Source organism: Gottschalkia purinilytica, assembly GCF_001190785.1.
GTDB lineage: Bacteria > Bacillota > Clostridia > Tissierellales > Gottschalkiaceae > Gottschalkia_A > Gottschalkia_A purinilytica.
In genome coordinates, this window is sequence record NZ_LGSS01000001.1 from 1 (window position 1) to 18,847 (window position 18,847).

Annotated in this window: 31 protein-coding genes; 6 read left to right on the forward strand and 25 right to left on the reverse strand. The window is 28.5% G+C overall.

Annotated elements, in window-relative coordinates; genetic code table 11:
* The 12 genes from CLPU_RS17415 to CLPU_RS00050 all read right to left on the reverse strand — a co-directional run.
* Positions 1 to 193: hypothetical protein (locus CLPU_RS17415; RefSeq protein WP_131701600.1), on the reverse strand; the 193-nt coding region annotated here is incomplete at its 3' end.
* 13 nt (positions 194 to 206) lie between these two features.
* Entirely contained in the window at positions 207 to 386 is a 180-nt protein-coding gene (locus CLPU_RS17775) for a DNA cytosine methyltransferase (protein WP_321169963.1), read from the reverse strand.
* Positions 346 to 1,194 carry a DNA cytosine methyltransferase gene (locus tag CLPU_RS00010; protein ID WP_235436067.1) on the reverse strand — a complete coding sequence of 283 codons (849 nt, stop codon included), beginning with the start codon at positions 1,192 to 1,194 and terminating at the stop codon, positions 346 to 348. Before CLPU_RS00010 ends, CLPU_RS17775 begins: the two co-directional genes overlap by 41 nt.
* Complete coding sequence (locus CLPU_RS00015) at positions 1,194 to 1,598, reverse strand: RusA family crossover junction endodeoxyribonuclease (RefSeq protein WP_050353588.1); 405 nt, start codon at positions 1,596 to 1,598, stop codon at positions 1,194 to 1,196. The genes CLPU_RS00010 and CLPU_RS00015 overlap by 1 nt, the downstream gene beginning before the upstream one ends.
* 21 nt (positions 1,599 to 1,619) lie before the next feature.
* Complete coding sequence (locus CLPU_RS00020) at positions 1,620 to 2,225, reverse strand: sigma-70 family RNA polymerase sigma factor (RefSeq protein ID WP_050353589.1); 606 nt, start codon at positions 2,223 to 2,225, stop codon at positions 1,620 to 1,622.
* 76 nt (positions 2,226 to 2,301) lie between these two features.
* Positions 2,302 to 3,147, reverse strand: coding sequence for a hypothetical protein (locus CLPU_RS00025; protein ID WP_050353590.1), 846 nt, complete (start codon positions 3,145 to 3,147; stop codon positions 2,302 to 2,304).
* Between the two features lie 70 nt (positions 3,148 to 3,217).
* Complete coding sequence (locus CLPU_RS00030) at positions 3,218 to 3,751, reverse strand: hypothetical protein (protein WP_050353591.1); 534 nt, start codon at positions 3,749 to 3,751, stop codon at positions 3,218 to 3,220.
* A gap of 24 nt (positions 3,752 to 3,775) precedes the next feature.
* A complete protein-coding gene (locus tag CLPU_RS00035; RefSeq protein ID WP_050353592.1) occupies positions 3,776 to 3,964 on the reverse strand; it encodes a hypothetical protein in 189 nt (62 codons plus the stop codon).
* A gap of 12 nt (positions 3,965 to 3,976) precedes the next feature.
* Complete coding sequence (locus CLPU_RS00040) at positions 3,977 to 4,255, reverse strand: hypothetical protein (protein ID WP_050353593.1); 279 nt, start codon at positions 4,253 to 4,255, stop codon at positions 3,977 to 3,979.
* A 69-nt stretch (positions 4,256 to 4,324) separates the two neighbouring features.
* On the reverse strand, positions 4,325 to 4,474 hold the full coding sequence (locus CLPU_RS17070) for a hypothetical protein (RefSeq protein WP_235436068.1): 150 nt from the start codon (positions 4,472 to 4,474) through the stop codon (positions 4,325 to 4,327).
* A 23-nt stretch (positions 4,475 to 4,497) separates the two neighbouring features.
* Positions 4,498 to 4,860: a hypothetical protein gene (locus CLPU_RS00045; protein ID WP_050353594.1), complete on the reverse strand. Its 363-nt coding sequence runs from the start codon at positions 4,858 to 4,860 to the stop codon at positions 4,498 to 4,500.
* 44 nt (positions 4,861 to 4,904) lie between these two features.
* Entirely contained in the window at positions 4,905 to 5,105 is a 201-nt protein-coding gene (locus CLPU_RS00050; protein ID WP_050353595.1) for a helix-turn-helix domain-containing protein, read from the reverse strand.
* A 72-nt stretch (positions 5,106 to 5,177) separates the two neighbouring features.
* On the opposite strand from CLPU_RS00050, the gene CLPU_RS00055 reads away from it, so the two are divergent.
* Positions 5,178 to 5,447, forward strand: coding sequence for a hypothetical protein (locus CLPU_RS00055; RefSeq protein ID WP_050353596.1), 270 nt, complete (start codon positions 5,178 to 5,180; stop codon positions 5,445 to 5,447).
* A gap of 2 nt (positions 5,448 to 5,449) precedes the next feature.
* On the opposite strand, the gene CLPU_RS00060 is transcribed toward CLPU_RS00055, so the two are convergent.
* The 7 genes from CLPU_RS00060 to CLPU_RS00085 form a co-directional block, all read right to left on the reverse strand.
* Positions 5,450 to 5,797, reverse strand: a complete 348-nt coding sequence (locus CLPU_RS00060; protein WP_050353597.1) for a hypothetical protein — start codon at positions 5,795 to 5,797, stop codon at positions 5,450 to 5,452.
* 11 nt (positions 5,798 to 5,808) lie between these two features.
* Complete coding sequence (locus CLPU_RS00065; protein WP_050353598.1) at positions 5,809 to 6,600, reverse strand: ORF6C domain-containing protein; 792 nt, start codon at positions 6,598 to 6,600, stop codon at positions 5,809 to 5,811.
* A gap of 31 nt (positions 6,601 to 6,631) precedes the next feature.
* Complete coding sequence (locus tag CLPU_RS17105; protein ID WP_157857688.1) at positions 6,632 to 6,778, reverse strand: hypothetical protein; 147 nt, start codon at positions 6,776 to 6,778, stop codon at positions 6,632 to 6,634.
* A 102-nt stretch (positions 6,779 to 6,880) separates the two neighbouring features.
* Positions 6,881 to 7,144 carry a helix-turn-helix domain-containing protein gene (locus tag CLPU_RS00070; RefSeq protein WP_050353599.1) on the reverse strand — a complete coding sequence of 88 codons (264 nt, stop codon included), beginning with the start codon at positions 7,142 to 7,144 and terminating at the stop codon, positions 6,881 to 6,883.
* A gap of 18 nt (positions 7,145 to 7,162) precedes the next feature.
* Positions 7,163 to 7,885, reverse strand: coding sequence for a Rha family transcriptional regulator (locus CLPU_RS00075; RefSeq protein WP_050353600.1), 723 nt, complete (start codon positions 7,883 to 7,885; stop codon positions 7,163 to 7,165).
* 14 nt (positions 7,886 to 7,899) lie between these two features.
* Positions 7,900 to 8,190: a MerR family transcriptional regulator gene (locus CLPU_RS00080; RefSeq protein ID WP_050353601.1), complete on the reverse strand. Its 291-nt coding sequence runs from the start codon at positions 8,188 to 8,190 to the stop codon at positions 7,900 to 7,902.
* Between the two features lie 19 nt (positions 8,191 to 8,209).
* The gene (locus tag CLPU_RS00085; RefSeq protein ID WP_050353602.1) at positions 8,210 to 8,404 is read right to left on the reverse strand and encodes a helix-turn-helix domain-containing protein; all 195 of its coding nucleotides are present in this window, start codon (positions 8,402 to 8,404) and stop codon (positions 8,210 to 8,212) included.
* Between the two features lie 197 nt (positions 8,405 to 8,601).
* Here CLPU_RS00085 and CLPU_RS00090 point away from each other — a divergent pair, with 197 nt between their 5' ends.
* The 3 genes from CLPU_RS00090 (at position 8,602) to CLPU_RS00100 (ending at position 10,534) form a co-directional block, all read left to right on the forward strand.
* Positions 8,602 to 9,015: a helix-turn-helix domain-containing protein gene (locus CLPU_RS00090; protein WP_050353603.1), complete on the forward strand. Its 414-nt coding sequence runs from the start codon at positions 8,602 to 8,604 to the stop codon at positions 9,013 to 9,015.
* Positions 9,016 to 9,243: 228 nt separating this feature from the next.
* Positions 9,244 to 9,447: a helix-turn-helix domain-containing protein gene (locus tag CLPU_RS00095; RefSeq protein WP_050353933.1), complete on the forward strand. Its 204-nt coding sequence runs from the start codon at positions 9,244 to 9,246 to the stop codon at positions 9,445 to 9,447.
* A gap of 4 nt (positions 9,448 to 9,451) precedes the next feature.
* A complete protein-coding gene (locus CLPU_RS00100; protein WP_050353604.1) occupies positions 9,452 to 10,534 on the forward strand; it encodes a tyrosine-type recombinase/integrase in 1,083 nt (360 codons plus the stop codon).
* 500 nt (positions 10,535 to 11,034) lie between these two features.
* Here the strand turns inward: CLPU_RS00100 and CLPU_RS00105 are convergent, their stop codons facing one another.
* From CLPU_RS00105 to aroE, 5 genes are read right to left on the reverse strand one after another with little or no spacing between them, the layout of a single operon-like run.
* Positions 11,035 to 11,454, reverse strand: coding sequence for a type II secretion system protein (locus CLPU_RS00105; protein WP_050353605.1), 420 nt, complete (start codon positions 11,452 to 11,454; stop codon positions 11,035 to 11,037).
* Between the two features lie 21 nt (positions 11,455 to 11,475).
* On the reverse strand, positions 11,476 to 12,699 hold the full coding sequence (locus CLPU_RS00110; protein WP_050353606.1) for a type II secretion system F family protein: 1,224 nt from the start codon (positions 12,697 to 12,699) through the stop codon (positions 11,476 to 11,478).
* A 30-nt stretch (positions 12,700 to 12,729) separates the two neighbouring features.
* Complete coding sequence (locus CLPU_RS00115; RefSeq protein WP_050353607.1) at positions 12,730 to 13,788, reverse strand: type IV pilus twitching motility protein PilT; 1,059 nt, start codon at positions 13,786 to 13,788, stop codon at positions 12,730 to 12,732.
* A gap of 22 nt (positions 13,789 to 13,810) precedes the next feature.
* Entirely contained in the window at positions 13,811 to 15,328 is a 1,518-nt protein-coding gene (locus tag CLPU_RS00120; protein ID WP_050353608.1) for a GspE/PulE family protein, read from the reverse strand.
* 51 nt (positions 15,329 to 15,379) lie between these two features.
* On the reverse strand, positions 15,380 to 16,231 hold the full coding sequence (gene aroE / locus CLPU_RS00125; protein ID WP_050353609.1) for a shikimate dehydrogenase: 852 nt from the start codon (positions 16,229 to 16,231) through the stop codon (positions 15,380 to 15,382).
* A gap of 148 nt (positions 16,232 to 16,379) precedes the next feature.
* On the opposite strand from aroE, the gene CLPU_RS00130 reads away from it, so the two are divergent.
* A complete protein-coding gene (locus CLPU_RS00130; RefSeq protein WP_050353610.1) occupies positions 16,380 to 16,997 on the forward strand; it encodes a superoxide dismutase in 618 nt (205 codons plus the stop codon).
* A gap of 121 nt (positions 16,998 to 17,118) precedes the next feature.
* On the opposite strand, the gene CLPU_RS00135 is transcribed toward CLPU_RS00130, so the two are convergent.
* Positions 17,119 to 17,853: an N-acetylmuramoyl-L-alanine amidase family protein gene (locus tag CLPU_RS00135; RefSeq protein WP_050353611.1), complete on the reverse strand. Its 735-nt coding sequence runs from the start codon at positions 17,851 to 17,853 to the stop codon at positions 17,119 to 17,121.
* A 369-nt stretch (positions 17,854 to 18,222) separates the two neighbouring features.
* Here CLPU_RS00135 and CLPU_RS00140 point away from each other — a divergent pair, with 369 nt between their 5' ends.
* On the forward strand, positions 18,223 to 18,846 hold the full coding sequence (locus CLPU_RS00140; RefSeq protein WP_050353612.1) for a YhcN/YlaJ family sporulation lipoprotein: 624 nt from the start codon (positions 18,223 to 18,225) through the stop codon (positions 18,844 to 18,846).
* The last annotated feature ends 1 nt before the right edge of the window (position 18,847 follow it).

Genomic DNA, 18,847 nt, shown 5'->3' on the forward strand with positions numbered 1-18,847 from the left:
CTCCACAACTCGTACATAAATTTATCTTCCGACCTCTATATTTAGCCTTAACCGTTAACCTTCCACACTTAATGCAACTATTTGCATTCCTTATTTCCCTTATAAGCTTGTGTTGTTCTTCAGTAATCTTAAATATGCAGTACATTTTCTTAAAATCGTCACAGACTTCTTTACAGTCTGATCTATAGCACATTTAACTCACCTCACTATAATCTCTTTGCTATCTCATATATAACATTCACCGTCACACTGTTTCCTGCTTGTTTGTACAGTTGTGAATCTGAATTCACCTCTCTAGCTTTATCGAATGCCCAGTCTGGAAATCCTTGAAGTCTAAAACATTCTCTAGGTGTTAATCTTCTTATCTGTCTTTTTTTCCAATCTATCTATAATTTTTATTTTTGGTTGTCTATTGCCACCTTGCATAGTATCTAATGTTGGTGCCAAACCTTTGATACTGTAATATCTTCTAACTTGTTCGCTACCTTTTATATCAAGTAACCCTAGACACATTATTTGTTTAGGTTGTTTATAATCTGTCGCAGACAATGCTCCTACATGACCATTTACATCGTGTACCCAATGTCTGCTATTAGTACCTTTAGCTTCTTGATTTACTGTTGTTCCGATAATGTTGATATTAGTCTTTTGTGATATTCTTCTGATAGGAAATATTTTTCTTCTACTTGTTCCTCTAAGATGTCCGATAATGAACACCCTTTCTCTGTTTTGTGGGACTCCAAAATTCTTGCTGTTAAGCAATTGCCATTCGACATCATACCCCAGTTCCCAAAAAGTGTTGAGGATTGTTCCAAAAGTCCTTCCTCCATCGTGATTAATGAGTCCTTTGACATTCTCAAGGAAAACAAGTTTGGGCTTTCTCTCTCGAATAATTCTCGCGATCTCAAAGAATAAAGTTCCTCTTGTATCTTCAAACCCTCCCCTTTTTCCAGCAACCGAAAAAGCTTGGCAAGGAAATCCTCCACAGATACAGTCGAAGCTTGGCAAATCTCTAGGGTCAACTGTTCGTATATCATCTGAAAACCACTCTCCTTCTGTTTCATGTATTGCTTTATAACTTTTCTGTGCAAACTTATCTATTTCACACCAACCTACACACTCATGTCCTGCTTTTTCCATTCCTAGTCTAAATCCACCTATTCCTGCGAATAAATCTATAAATTTAAGTTTCATTAACTCACCTCACTAAGCTCAACCTCAACCCTAGGATTCTCACTATAAAACTTCTGTACATTAAGCTCTACAACTTGCTTATCATCATCAAACGCTATTGAATTTAAACTATCTAGAACTATCTTTGCTATGTTATCCGTATCCGGTTTTTTGGTCGGTCTTATATTTTTATTTATCATTTCTATTCTTTTTTTCTTACTTGTGCTCTTAGGTATAGTAAAGTATGCCTTTATTTCTGCTCTAATTTGCCCTGTAAGCCTTTTATCTCTATGTTTAATGCAATAACATTGTCTAACCCAATTTTCGTATTCTGTGGTCTTTTTAGGAGTATATGCGATTCCTGTTTTAGTAGTTCTATGTCTAGCCTTAGACTTTGGCTCCCCTGGTATTTCAAAATTAATCAAAACTATCGCTCCTTTTTATCTTTAAGCTATATTCAATTCTTCAGCTAACTTATTTCTAATATCTTTTATTTTTCTTGATATGGAATTTTGTGATATCCCTATTACTTTTCCTATCTCAGTTTGGTTTTTACCGGATAAATACATCTTCAAAATACGTCTTTCTTCATCGGAAAGCGAAGCATCTATTACAATTTTTGTATCAACACTATCATAGTTAAATATTTCATCCTCTAAGCATTCAAGGAACGTTGTAGGTGAATCATCTGTCATTTTTACATCAAGAGACTTTATGTTATATCCTAGTCTTAATTTTTTAATTTCTTCCTCATGTTTCTTTGACTTTATTCTTGGGCTATCTCTTCTAGGGAGTCTTATAATATTGTTTCTCTCTATATAATTTATGCACTCATATCTAATCGCCGGATGTGCATATGTACTAAATTTATATCCAAACTCTTCTTTGTATCCATATACAGCCTTGCATAATCCCAAGAAAGCTACTTGCTGTAAATCTTCAAATTCTACTTTATTAGCTATATTCTCACTTTTCATAAGTTTAGAAACTATACCTGTAGCCAGTCTAATATTATCCTCAACTATCTGCCTTTGTTCATCCGTTAATTTCATCTTCTCACTCCTTATTTAGATATTTATATAATTATTTAAATAACTCAAACACTCATGTTCTTTTAGATGATAATTACTATCTTTTTCGTAGGACCATTTCTTCTAATTCTTCCGCTGTATATTTAGATGTCCTAGATTCAAAGTTGTGAAACTTGGTCTGTGTATTCATAGTATTATTTTTTCTAACTGTATTAGTTTTAGGTTCTTCTTTATAGTTTTCATCTAGGTAATCTACATAGCCGCTATTAAAAAACGTACTACCATTTTGAAACTTCAAATCTGGAAAGTCTGTAGATCGTTTATACTCTACATAACTAGCATATCTTTCTATACATCTTTGTAATTGTTCAAAGCTATATTTTTCTATAAGTTTAGGTATCTTTTTAACAGCAGTTGCTTTTCCTCTCTTTTGAGGATATAGATTCCAAATCTCTTCTACTTTTGCACTATATATATTCTTCTTATCATTCTTTTCATTCTTTTCATTCTTGTTTATGTCTTCCTCTTGTTCTTCCCTTGTTCTTCCCTTGTCTTCCTCTTGTTCTTCTCTTGTATCTTCACTTGTTTTTTTCTTGTTTTCAAAGTTCTGATAATCGTTGTAATTTAGCACTATGAGCCTTGTTCTTTTTCTACCTTCTTTGATGTTTTTTATCATGCCGTCTTTTTGAAGTAATTCTAAAAAATTTCTAACTTTTGTTCTGGACCATCCCCATCTTTCAGCTAATTTTATTTCACTTGTTATATGTTCACCACGTTTTACAATTATAATTTCATTGTCAAAGAATACTTTATTATCATCGTGATTTACTAAAAGGAGAATATCTATCCATGCCGAACGTTTATCAAATGGTTTTTCACTCTGCCAAATCCAATGACTTTGTATATTTCTGTGGAGTTTTATCCAACCTTTACTATCCATCATTTAGCTTCACCCCTTGTGGTATTAGTGGAAGGGTGAAGCCCCCTTCCTTTTTCTATAAGCACTTGTACTATCATTTTCTTTTGAGATAGTTCATAGCCTCTACCCATATTGTTACTGTCATATCTTCAAAGCCATTAACTTCGTAGTAACCACATATCGCCTTTTCCTCTACATTCTTAGTTTTAGCCAGTTCTTTTATTGTTTTTATTTTCATTTCATCTATTTTTTTATTTGTAACATCTTCATCATCATCTCCCGTAAGTTCTTCAAGAGCAGTCATTCCTATATTCGTTAAATCTCTTAAGGCTCTTGCCTTTGCTCTTGTCTCTGCCATACGTATAATATGTTTAGCTATCAACCTATTAACATTACTTGGATCTGCATCACCATAGCCTTCGAATATTCCACCATCTTTAGTAGTTGCTATAGCTTTTATAATGCACTGATTGTTTTCTTTGTTAGGAAGTTGCACTAATTCTGTCTTTATTCCGTTTAATCCTTTCTGATGTGCTGTATCTAAAAGCCCTTCATATGTTACAAAGTCTTTACCTTGTAAATTCACTATAAAACGCTTGTCTACTTTTACGTCATGATCTGAACTCATTTCTATACCTCCTTATATACTCTCTTAAATCCATCCTCCTGCATCATCTAACTTGTCCTCCACCTCCCATTTAACCTTTAGCACATTATCTATTGATGATTGTATTTCTTCTAAGTAGTGCTTATCTGTTATGCCTGCTCGTCCATCCAGGTCATACAAATTACTTATTACTAACTCTAGCTTTTCAAGTGTTTCCATAAGCTCTCTTGACATTAAGGTCCACCTCTAATGTATTTTAGTTAAATCTACTTTTTTACGCTTAAGTATCTTTATAAGATGTTGCTTTATGTTATTTAAAGAATCTAGAGCACCTTTTTTATTTATATATAATTCATGGTATGCACACCTTTCATCACCTTTATTCCAACCCATAGGATGTATGGATACGTCTAATAAATGTACGTGAGCACTATATCTTATGAATACATCTACTTCTGTTTTGTCTGATACAATCGTAGCTAATGTTGTTATATCTCCGATTAATTTATAAACATTATCTTTCATTTCCCTTAACCCCCTATTTATGGTATAATGTTCGTAAATAATTGTTTTTTTATGTTTCTATCGAGTTCCTTAGTTGCCGCTAAGGAGCTTTTTGTTTTCAATTCTAAATGTAACCTTGCTACCTTCGTTAACTGTTATAGATATACCGTCTTTATAAAATTTTAGACAATCATCAATTGTTAAAATGTTTATGTCTTGACTGAATGTTATTTCTTTCAAAGTTCTCACCTCCATTAATAACGCTAATATGATCTCCAAACCTTTTGCATCTCACTTAGATAATCCCAATCATACTTGCAAAATACTTTTGTAAAATCTATAGCTATTTCTTTTGCTTTTTCATAGTTGCTCTCATTTATTTCAGTAAGCTTTCTTACACCTAATAAAGCTCGTACTAAGTAGGAAATTGGATTCGCAACATCTGATCCTAAAGGACCTAAATATCCATACTCTTCTTGTAGCCTTCGTATTATTTCCCCTTCTCTTATTCCTGTCCAGTTCTTAGCTTCACCGATTTTCTTAGTTAATTCTGCATTTTTTAACTTTAATTCTTCATTTTCAATAACTAGAAATTCTAATTTCTTTACCAACTCTTTATGTTCCATTTAAATATCCTCCTTTGAGCCTGCCTCAATCTAGGCAGTCGTTATTAAATGTCATTTTTCTCGATAAACTCGTCTATACTTACTTTCAAAGCTTTTGCTAATTTACATATAGTGCTAAACCTTGGATCTCTATTCTTGCTTTCTATATAAAATAATACTGAAACTGAAACTCCTGATTTCTTAGCTAACATATTCATTGATAGATTCCTTTCTAATCTTAATTGTGTAATTTTATCTCCTAACATTGTTTGACCACCTCTTTAAAATATAGTATTCTTGAAAGAGAACATTATTTTCTATGAAAGGAAAGTATTATTATGCAACTAATCAAAAATAAAGAAGCTTTTGAAGAAGAGTGTTGGTTATTCTCTTCATCTCTCTATAATTTTGTTGAAAAACACTGTGAAACTGATAGTATAAGATGGTTTTTTGATAGTTGTTATATGCCAGATTACTATACTAAAGACTCTTATACTGTAATTTTTAAAAGTTATGATATAGAAGAATATAAAGACTACATACTAAGTATTGAAGTTACATATGAAGATAACAATTACAACTTTAGAATTATCAAGCAAGTTCCTTGAACTTAAAAATAAAAGAATATATCTTCAACACTTAATACTAATAATGTATCTTCTAAACTAACAGGAGGTTTAAATACTGTACACTCCGCTATCACATTACCTGTTTCTCTACTTTTAATTGTGCAATGATACATATCTTTCCTATTATTGCTTTTAACTGCGATAATTTCACATCTTGATATTTTGAATCTTTTATAAAAAAAGTTCTGGATTCTTTGCCATATGGTAGGTTTTGGACTATATCTTAATAAGTTTTTTATTAAATAGTGTTTTTCTAGTTTTGATAGACCAAGACCGTCTATATCTTTTCTTATTAGTGATGCCTGTTGAATTAATTTTTTCTTGTCCACTTTCTCACTCCTTATATAGCTATTTGCCTATTAATATTCTCTAATTCCATACTCAGCTCTGCTGATAAATTATATGCCTTGATTAATTTTTGTGCTTCTAAAAAACGATTCTTAGGAGTCCACCCGTAGCTAGGTATATCAAAGTATTTGTTGAATTGCCTGGACAAATCTGCGTATACTTTCGATCTAAAACTATTGTTTTTATAAGCTTCGCTTTTCTTGCCACCTATTAGCTCTAGAACTCTTTTATTTCTAAGATTCTTTAAATACTGTCTTTGACTAGGGCTTATTTCTAAGCTGTCAAGCTTGTCCTCAATTGTTCCAATTCTACTGTTAAGATTATCTACCTCACCTATAATCAATCCTACTTGTTTATTTAATAATTTAGCCACATTCATAGATTCGTTGTTTAGAGTTTCTCTCATATTGAAGTATCCATCTACTAACTTTTCATATTGCTCCCAAGCAAAATCATCTTCTAAGATTTTTAATAACTTTGAATATCCTTTTTCGGATAACAAATAAATATTTTTGCTTGCATTAATTGAATTTTGACTATAAATTCCGTTACTCATCAAATGAGGAACAAAATTACTACCTTTAAGATCGATAACATCTATATTGTCTTTAAATCGCTTTCTATTTCTATTAATCGCTCTGTTAATTGAGTCTAAAGTTCTGTTATGTATTTCAGCTATATCTTTAGCTAACATGAATTTTTTATTTTCTGCAAAACCTCCCTCGATGTGATGGAACTGCATGTTTTCTACTTCTGTTAATCCTTTTAAAATTAAGTTATTCATTGCTTGTCCTCCCTTGTTTTATATTTCAGGCTTATTTAGCCTGTTCTTCTTGTGCTTGTTGAATTTGCTTTTCGTTGTAAGCTTTTAATACTGCTTCTGTGAAGGCTCTTTTAGCGTTTGGTATTGCTTCTGGATTTAATATAACAATTTTTATTTCTTTTTCTTTTTTCATAGCCATTATTAGTCCTCCTATTGTTCTTTTAGTAAATATCAACTATGAGTAAAGTTTCTTATATTATCTTTTCTCAATTTTTATTTATTATGAATTTATAATATCTCTTTAAAATATTCTTTTTATTTCATACTCTGATTCTTCATGTTCAATAGATTCTTGTTCTTTTTTATTCATCCATGCATCGAGAGAATGTTTTCTAAAAAGTTTTCTATTCCCTAAGTCTATGCAAGGTATTTCCTTTCTTTTAACTAGCTCTAATATTAACCAATAACTTATATCTAAATACTTAGCTGCTTCCTTAGCTGTCATCGTCATTCTTACAATTTCTTTATTTGAGTTTTTTATAATATCATTTACTTTACTGTTCATAATTAACTCCCTCCTTAATTAAATTAAGTTTCTAATGATCGGTAGCACATTATCGTAGTATCTAAATGATGCCACTTGTTTATTTGAGCACCTTGACTTATCCCAAACTTCAATACCATACTCGTCTGTTTTAAGATTGTATTTATTTGCTAACCTACCAACCATGTTTGCAGAAATGCCTAATCGTTTCCCTATGTCCTCTGCGGTAAGTGTCTCTCTTTCTACCTTGGGTAAAGGTAATAGTTGCTCTCCTGTCATTATTTCCGTTGCTTTTGAATGAAGTATCTGTTTATATTCAGGAATTTGTACTTTTTCTGCTATCTGTAGTAATATCTTAGCTTGTCTTACTTTAGAGTTATTTAGCCTTGCTTCTACTTCTTGTTGCTTAGTTAAATCTATTATTTTCTTTTGTTGATCTATTACTGCATCTTCCATTTCGTGAAATCTATTTATATACGTTGCTGTAAATACTGATCCTTTCTGTCCTGTAAGCTTATGTGCTATAAATTCACAACCTTTTCTTGTGACTTCGTAGCAAGGTCTTTTTTCTCCCTTACTATCTACGTAGGTACTTTCCACGAAGAAATCTGACGCCCTCAATTTTGAGTTGGTTAAATACTTTACATAATTTTCAATATCTCTTATTAGATTGTCATGTCTTTTCCCCACCATCTCAGCCACTTCTCTACTGCTTAGAGTTAACTCTTCTTGTTGATTTTGAATGTTAATTAAGTTGTTCATATGTATTCCTCCCTTTAACTTGTTATCACTTTAGATGTTTCAACCATAACGTTTGTTAAAATGCCCTTTAATTTTTCATTTTCTTCCTTAAGTTTTTCAATTTCATTTTCTAGCCTTCTAACTCGAAGAGGAGATGCTTTTTCTAATTTAACCCCTTCTAGTTCTGCTATGTGTTGTTGAGTAAATCTTATAGCTGGAATTCCTTTACATGGAGTCAAAACTCCTTCTTTTCTCCAATTTTCTATAGCTCTTACTGTAACTTGCCATCTTTCCGCTAAATCTTTTTGAGTTAATAACTTGTCCATATTTACAGCCTCCTTAAATTTATGGAATTAGTTTTTCTAAAGGTACCTTTAATGCTTCTGAAATCTTTTTTACAATTTTCATAGAAGGGTTTTGTCTCTTATTATTGATCAACTCACTTAGATATGAGTTAGAGACACCACTATCTTTTGAAATTTTATACATACTAACTTTTTGTTTATCTGCTATATTTTTAATCCTTTCGCCTATCGTCAAGTCTTCACTTCCTTTCTTTATCTATGTCGTAATTACATAATATATCGTTCACGAAATATTTACAATCATTATATTCCGTAGCTACGTTAGTTTGTATTCATATCTCTTCTAATTTTTAAAAATATCTTGACATTACGAAATATTTCGTTTAATATATTTATATATAACGAAATATAATAACAAAGGAGTTTATGTATATGTTTAAAAAGGAGTTAGTGTTAAGTATTATGGAATCTAAAGGTTGGACTAAATACAGATTAGCTAAAGAGGCTGGCTTAGCACATTCAACTTTACATGACATTATTAGTGGAAAAAATGTAAGTCCGACAGCTAGAACGCTTCAAAAATTGGCAGATGCTTTAAATGTTTCGATAGATGAATTGATGGAGGATGAATCAGGAGTAAGGAGTTATGATGAGATAGAAGTATCGGGAGATAAAAAAGAAAACAAATCTTCTACAGTTGAAGAAGATTTGTTTAATGAATATATGAATTACAGTGTCGATGAATTGGAACAGAAGTTCGAAGAATTATATCCTAAGATAAGAAAACTATCTAAACAAGATGCAGAAAAGCTTTTGAAGATAATAAAAACCTATTTAGATGAGTAACGAATTACGAGATATTCTCTAGGTAGATAAGTACATTGGAGAGTATTTTTAACACCCTTTTATTTTCTTCTTTAATTTTTTCTAATTCCTTTTTTATTTCTAATAGTTCCATATAACCCCTCCTTAGTTAAATTATAGCATGTTAAATATAACTAGCAGTTATATTTTCGACATTGTTATATTTTTCTTGTGGCATAATACGTGGGTTTTCGACATAATAATGTTATTATGAAAAAACTAAGAAGAAAAAGAAACATGACACAAAAACAGTTAGCTAGACTATTGGGAGTTAGCCAGGTGTATATAAGCAGAATTGAAAATGGACATATAGAAGGACTTACTATTGGAAAATTAATAAGATTAGCTAAGATTCTAAGAGTTACACCTAGTAATTTATTAGAGGTGCTCTTAAAAATAAGAAAAAGGAGGTAGTCTAATGCAATACAATATTACCTATAGGGAGAAAGATAAAGGCATACAATTTATAATCTCTTATAAAGACCATGCCGGCAAATGGCGTCAAAAAAGTAAACAAGGATTTACAAAAAAGAAAGATGCCAAAAAGGCAGCTGACGAAATGCTCGATGAGTTGAAAAAAAACTTTGAGCTCCAGATGACTTCAAACGCCGAATATCAAGGAATTACATTCGGCGACTTTGTAAGCATGAATATAGAGCATGAAAAATTATACAAAGAGAGAAATACTATAATCGGATACAAAACTGTATTTAAAAAATTCTCTAGGCTCCATGATATACCTTTGAAAAAAATTAATTTTTCACATATACAATCTTGCATAGATGAAATGGTTCAAGCTGATTATAAAATAAGTACTATAAAAACTTATATACAAAAATTAAAAACATTTCTAAATTGGGCTGTAGACCCCTATAAAATTATAAAAGAAAATCCAGTAACTAATATAAAAATTCCTGAGTACAAAAAAGAAGATCAAATCAAAGCATTGAATAGACAAGACCTTGAAAAACTTCTAAGTAAGGTTAAACCAAATAATGATTATATGATTACATTAATTGCTGCAACATGTGGACTTAGACTAGGTGAAATATTAGGGTTGACTTGGAATGATATTGATTTTAAAAACTCGACCTTAAGCGTAAATAAACAATGGAAAATATTAAAAGACAATACTTATGGCTTTGGTGACTTAAAAACTAAAAATTCAAATAGAGTAGTTCCAATTCCACCGAAAACTCTTAAAGAATTAAAAAAATATCAAAATGAAAGTGTTACCGATATTAATAACAGACTATTTTTGAATAAACAAACAAGTTCTACTTCCGTAAAACTTAACTACAAATATAGTCGTAACGGATACAATATTTCAGTTCACGACTTAAGACATACTTATGCTACTTTACTAGTTGCGAATGGAGTTGATTTTAAAACAGCTGCTCAGTTGCTTGGACACTCTGTAGAAATGACAATGAAAATATACTCTCACGTAACCGATGATATGTTAAAAAGAACCACTCAAATAGTAAATAATGTTTTTTAAATTGTTTTTGACGTTTTTTTGACGAAACAAAAACAAGTGCTGTAAATTCAATGCTTACTTGATTTTTTATTATTTGTCTATAAAATAATAAATTAATAAAAAAACAAAATACAGCTCCAACTATTAGTAAATTATCTGGAATAATCATATATTTGTAGTCTATAGTAGTAATTATTATTAAAATTATAAAAAGAAGTGAATATTTCAATGTATAAATGCTTGTCCCAAATTTAACATAAGTTAATATACATACTAATAACATAGCAATTATTATAAATTTAATCTGCATTGAACTATAAAGATTACAATTTTTACATAGGCAGAGTGTTAGAATTTTTTTTGATTTTTTTAGTTCTTCGTTACAATTAGGACATACCTTATGGAACTTTCTTTTTAGTGTATCTATTGATACAAAACTGATATACATGCATAAATAAGTTATAATCAATAATAAAAGTAAAAAAGCAAACTTCATAGAATCATCTCACTATAAATTTATTCTAAATATTATTATCTTTCTTTAAAGTTACCTTTGGATATAATTCTTCTCCTGTATGAACATACCTTACTTTAACTTTTCCACTCTTTTCTAGTATAACTTCAAATGCATTCTCTCTATTATAGTATTGGGATTTTAAGTCTTCCTCTTTTACATAGTTATTCTTTTTAAGCTTTTCAATTAAATTATTTTCATCTTTTGCATCTTCATTTATTGTTGAGTATATTTCAGTAATTTTAGCTATATTAGCAGCAGTTATTAAGTCAGCCTTAAGTTTAGAATCTTTCATTATATTCATAAAGTTAGGAATCATAATAGCAAATAATATTCCTAATATAGCTACAACTACTATTACCTCTATTAGAGTAAATCCTCTTTTGTTTTTTAAAACTTTTTTATAGTTATTATCATAGTTTATCACCCCTATAAATATTTTTTGAAATCATATACTATTTATTAAATTAAATATAGGAAATATGACTACTATTACTATAATTCCAACTATTATTGATACTAGAAATATCATTATAGGTTCTATTAATTTTATATATTTGTCAGATAAAATTTCTAAATCTTTTTCGTAATATTCCCCTACTTTACATAATACTTCTTCTAGTCTTCCTGATTCTTCTCCAATGTTAATCATTGAAGTCATTCCCTGATAAAAAATAGTTCTACTTTTCATACAGTAAGATAAACTGTCTCCATTCTCTACTTCGTTTTTTATTTCCAGTATATTTTTATTACAATAAATATTTTCTACTATACTTGAAGCTATATCTAAGGATTCTATCAATGATACTCCAGATGATATAAGCATGTATAAAGTCTTAGAAAATTTGATAGCTGTACTTGTCTTAAGTATTTCTTTTAATATTGGTATTTTAAATTTAAATTTATCATATTTGGTCTTAACACTATTTAATGTCAAAATTTTTTTTAGTATCAAAATAAAACTAATTAAAAATAAAATAAAAATATAATTATATTTCTTTAGAAAATTACTTACACTCATCAAGACTTTTAAAGTAAGCGGAATCTCTATATTGTTCATTTCAAATATTATAATAAAGTTTGGTACTATAAATAATAGTATAAATGTTATAGCTAAAAAACATGTTATACTAAGTAATATAGGGTATATAGTAGCACTTTTTATTTTATTATTTATTAAATCTTGCTTTTCATAGTAATCAGATGCTTTATAGAGTGCTTCATCTATATTTCCACTTATTTCTCCTGCTCGTATCATATTGATTAAAAGATTAGGAAATATATCTTTACGTTTACTAATACTTTTATAAAACGTAGAACCATTTAACAGGTCATATGTTATTTTACTTATAGCTATTTTCATTTCTTTATTGTTAGTTTCTAGAAGTATAGCATCTAATGAATTGATAATAGGTACTCCTACATTAAGCATTATAGATAACTGTCTACAAAAATCTGAGATTTCTTTTAAGTTTGGTTTATCAAAATTTATAAACCCTCTAGATTTGAGTAGCATAATGATATTTTTTTTAGTTTGTATTTTCTTTATTTTAACAGGAAAATATTTGTTATCTCTAAGCATTAATAAAACATCTTCCTTATTTTGTCCTTCATGTATCCCTGATACTTTTTTACCTAGTTCGTTAAATGCTATATACCTATATTTAGGCATAAATTCACATCCCTTTTTTATCATTTAACGTTATAAAAATTTCAGTTTTCTTTTCATATATTTTTCATCTATACAATAATCAATAGTATCTTGCAAAGATATAATACCCTTTATATATAGTTCATATAAAGAATCATCCATGGAGCTCATTCCATATTTATTTGAAGTTTGAATTATAGAGTTAATTTGGTAAGTCTTTTTTTCTCTGATTAAATTTTTAATGGCAGGGTTGGTTGTCATTACTTCTAAAGCTAATGCCCTTTTACCCTTACTAAAACTGGGTATTAATTGCTGAGATATAATAGCTTCTAAAGTATTTGATATTTGTAATGAAATGTAATCTCTTTGATATATTGGAAACATATTTATTAATCTATCTATACTCTTAGGTGCTCCTATAGTATGTAGTGTGGAAAGTACTAAGTGACCTGTCTCTCCAGCATTTAAACATATTTCAACTGTTTCAACGTCTCTTATTTCTCCTACAAGTATTATGTTGGGATCTTGTCTAAGAGCTGACCTAATCCCAGTTTTGAAACTTTTTGTATCCTTTCCTATTTCTCTTTGGCTTATTATACTTTTAATATTATTATGAGTATATTCAATAGGATCTTCTAAAGTTATTATATTGCAGCACTTTTTATTATTTATCTCATTAATCATAGCAGATAGAGTAGTTGTCTTTCCGCTTCCAGCCGGTCCAGTTACCAATATTAAACCTCTTTTTTTACTACATAATTTTTTTACTACTTCAGGTAACTTTAACTCTTCTATTGATGGTATTTTAATTGGAATTATACGAATTGCTATACTATATTTTCCTCTTTGTCTAAATACATTTAATCTTAATCTTATAGATTTATCAATGTTCATTGATAAATCTATCTCTCCATACTTCTTTAATTTTAAATATTCTTCATTATTAAGTATACTTTCTAAAAACTTCAAAATATCTTTTAACTCTAAAATATTATCTTTTAACTTTTTTATACATCCATTTATTCTTATCATTGGATAATGATCAGATATAAGATGTATGTCAGATGCATTTAAGTCTAAAGACTTCTTAATTAAGTTAATAATATTCATCTTTTTCACCTATAAAGTTTTTCTAAAATGTATGCAACAGATTTAAATATTCCTCTAAACTCGTAACTCCTTTAAACAATAATCTTTTGCAATTTTGAATCATCGTTGTCATTCCTTTTTCACACAATTTATCTCTAATTTTCTCAATGCTTTTATTACCATCTATTAACTTTCTTATCTCATCGTTAATAAGCATTATTTCATGAATAGCTGTTCTGCCTAAGTAACCAGTATTCTTGCATTTATCACATCCATTTCCTCTATATAATAAATTACTTGCATCTACATTTAGAATTTCTTGCTCATATTCATTAGGTATATAACTTTTTTTACAGTGATTACATATTTTTCTAACTAACCTTTGAGATATTACTCCAATCAAAGAAGATGATATTAAATAAGGTTCTATTCCCATGTCAATTAATCTAGCTATAGTTAACGGGGCATCATTTGTATGTAATGTACTTAATACAAGATGTCCCGTCATAGATGCCCTTATTGCTAATTGAGCTGTTTCAGTATCTCTTATTTCTCCCACCATGATTATATCAGGATCTTGTCTTAGTATAGATTTAAGTCCTGTTGAAAATGTCACTCCTGCCTTGTTATTGACTTGAACCTGATTTATATCATCTAATTTATATTCTACTGGATCCTCTATAGTTATAATATTCTTATATTCTTTATTAATTTCATTGAGTATAGTGTACATTGTAGTTGATTTGCCAACTCCAGTTGGTCCAACTGTTAGCAATAATCCCTTTGTATGTTCTATGAGATCATTAAATCTTTCTAAATTTTCATCTAAAAAACCTAAATTATGTTTAGAAGAAAATAAATATTTTCTATCTAGTATTCTTATACAAATTTTTTCTCCATGTATGGTAGGTAAAGTGGATATTCTTAAATCAAATATACAATTTTCAGTTTTTATTTCCATCCTACCATCTTGTGGGATTCTTTTTTCTGCAATATTAAGTTTTGACATTATCTTTATTCTTGTTATTATACCAGAATAAGTAGTAGGTGGTAAATCTATAGCCCTTCTTAATAATCCATCTACCCTAAAACGTACTTTTATAAATTTATCAAAAGGTTCTATATGTATATCAGTTGCTCTAGATTCAATGGCTTGTTTTACTATAGAATCTATCATCTTAGCTATAGGCCCACTACCAAGAGTATCATCTTTTTCATATTCTAAATAACTATTATTTTCCGTAATGTATTCATCTGTATATCCTTTGATTTCCTTTTCGAAGATACTTTTTTCATAATATTCTTCTATGATACTTAATAGCTCTCCTTTAGGAAGTCTAATCGATTCTACATCCATATTAACCAATTTACTTATTTTGTCTATTATAAATAAATCTGTAGGATCTTCTAGTCCTATTAATAATTTGTCTTTTTCCTTTTTTAGAGGTATAACTAAATTTTTTTTTATTAGTTCTTCTGGTATTAATCTCATCAAAGAATTATCTATCCTATTGTTTTTTAATTTAAATTCTGTACATTTAGGATCAGATATATTTTTCATAAGCTTACTCCTAAAAATTACTTTTGTTAATATCTGTAATTCTCCAGTTATTTACAATTTCCTTTTTTTAAACCAATTTATTACCATATTTTTATCGACATTTTTTTCTAGCCATATTTCTTCACTTAAAATACCTTGATATATTAACATATCAAGACCACCTATTGTGTCTAATCCTATTTCTTGAGAAACTTTCAGAAACTTTGTTAATAATGGCTTGTATACAATATCACAAACTATTGTATCATTAGGAAATATATTTGGATCTATAGGTAAACAATTTACATCAGGATACATACCGATTGACGTACAATTTATAGCTATATCTGTATCACTAATTTCTTCTCTATTTTCACTTAATGTACCATATGTACCTATCACATTAGGAAACTTTTCTTTTATTTCATTTATAATTTCTATAGATTTTTCCTTAGTTCTATTTAGTATCTTTATCTTATTTATTCCTTCTTTAGCGAGTATTATAGATATTGCTCTAGCAGCTCCTCCAGCTCCAATCATTAGTATGTTTTTATCTTTTATCTTTATATTTTTATCTTTTAATACTTGTATAAATCCTCTTCCATCTGTATTGAATCCTATTAATTTGCCATTCACATTTTTTACAGTATTCACTGCACCTAATAGTTTTGCTTCCTCGTCAATATCATCTAGATATTTTATAATATTAACTTTATGTGGAATTGTCACATTAAACCCATTTATCCCCAAAGCTTTTATTCCTTTTATAGAACTTTCTAAGTTTTCTTCTAGTACATCAAAAGCCATATACTTAGCGTTTATGTTATTTTGTTCAAAACTATAATTATGTATATCAGGAGATAAACTTTTAGATATAGGATGTCCTATTAGACAATATAATTTTGTATTTGAATCTATTTGCATGATTATACCTTCCTTTAAAAGATTTTCTACTTTTACTTATAATAACATACTGCATATATATTTAAAAGATCGTATATTTGTAAATTACTGAGTCACTTTTTATATATTATTCCATAGTATATTATAAAAAGTATTTAGGAGTGATTATATGCAACCTGTTTATAGAAAGAAACTTCCCCTTAAAAAATATAATTTTGATAATGTTATTGGAATAAGTAAAAAACAACTAGATGAACACTATGAGCTCTATAAAGGCTATGTTAAAAATACAAATAAAATATGGAAAATATTAGATGAAACACCTGAATTTAAAAATTCAAATCCTACTTATAGTCCTCTTAGATCTCTAAAATTAGGAGAATCTTATGCTCTAAATGGTGTTAAACTTCATGAGCTTTATTTTGAAAACTTAAACAGTAGATATAATAGACCTTATGGTGAAATTATAAACTTAATTGAAAGAGATTTTTATTCTTTTGAAAGATGGGTAAATATCTTTAAGCAAACTGGTCTAGCAATGAGAGGATGGGCTGTTCTTTCTATAGATCCTATAGATAATAGACTTCATGTATATGGACTAGATGCTCATGACGTAGGTCCTATATGGAAAGCATATCCATTATTAGTTCTAGATGTCTACGAACATGCCTATATGATTGACTTTGGTGTAAACAGACAGAGATACATCGATGTGTTTTTTGAAAATATTAATTGGAAAGTTGTTAATAAGAGACTAAGTGATTACTATTCTAAAATGAATTGTTAAGATATTTTTTACGTTTAAATTCTAAGTAACCCTATAATTAAATAAATATATATGAACATTCATTAAAATTTAAAATAGTTCAATATAAGCTATATCCACTTATATTGAACTATTTATTATATTATTTAATAGAATCTTTATATTTCTTTATACCTTCTGTTATTGCCTCCACCATTTTTTGTTTGTATGCTTCATCCTGAATCAAAGCTCTATCATTAGAGTTTGTAATGTATCCTATCTCTACCAAAACTCCCGTAACGTCCGTTTCTCTTAATATATAAAAATCTTGAGATAATACTTTTGTCTTCAACCAATCTATCTTTAAAAAATCCTTATATACTTTTTCATCTATAGACTCTTTTATGCTTTCGGCTAGTTTTTTACTCTCTAATGAAGTTGGATAGTAAAAAATCTCAACTCCTCTGACTTTTTCTCCAGCAGGACTATAGTTAACATGCAAACTAACAAACATATTTCCATTATTATTTATTATATTTGTTCTTGCATTTAAATCCTTTCTTTGTCTAGATTCATTCACTTTACTTAAATGATCCATTGCAATATCTTTATCTCTAGTTATAATAGATTTAAATCCCTTTTTCTTTAAATATTTTTGTAGCTTTAATCCTACATCTAAGTTAATATCTTTTTCCAGTATTCCATTTTTACTAGTACCTACATCTATACCTCCATGTCCAGGATCTATAACAATATATTCATTACTTGTATTGTTAAAAACATTTAAAGAATTATCTTTGAATACAAATAGATACCCTATAAATATTATTGCTAATATTATTAACATTGTTTTAATTCTACTCACTTTTATATTTATAATCCATATTTTTTTGTGCATAATCTCACCTTTTATTTATTATATTGATAATATTAAAATTCCATGTATTCATTGTTTTTCATATTTTTTATAAATTTATTTAATAATATCTAAACTTTTTTATTAAAAATAATAATTTTCTAGACTTTTTTTAAGCTATTAAATTTCTAAATAAGTATTAGTATAATATTGTTAATATTATTAATACTTAAATATCAAAACATATTGGTTTATTAATTATATATGTTTATTAATTCTAATATATACTGTACAAAGTAATTATATGTTATAAAATATACTTTATTAATTTAATGTTTGTTATTTTTTGGATATTACAAATATTAATAATAAGTTATAAAAATGACATAATAATTATAGGAGGTGATAGTTTTGAAAACAAAATTTAAATTTTTATCTTTATCTCTAGTTGTAGTATTAGTTTTAAGTATAGGAGCAATAGGATGTAGAAGAGCACCTAAAAAAGTGACTCCTCCTAGAAATAATACTAATAACTATGCTCCTAATACAGATATGAATGGTGATGACAGAAATAGGAACGATAATACAAACATAGGTACAAATAGAGATAGAATAAACGACAATACAAATTTAGGTACAGATAGAAATGGAATAAACGACAATACAAATTTAGGTACAGATAGAGATAGAGTAAATAATAATTCTATGCTAGAAAGATCTGATCGTATCGCAAAAAAAGTAGCTGAACTTAATGAAGTAAATAGTGCTACTACTGCAATAACTGGAAACACTGCTCTTGTTGGTGTTAATTTAAAAAATAACACTGAAGGTACTATTACAAGTGATATAAAAAATAAAGTACAGGCAACAGTAAAAGAAGCTGACCCAGCTATAACAAATGTTGTAGTAACTGCAGATGCTGATTTAATAGAAAGAATTGAAAATGTAGGAAGAGACGTTAGAAATGGAAAGCCTATATCTGGTTTAACTCAAGAAATAGAAGAAATAATAAGGAGAGTAACTCCTAACATGTAAA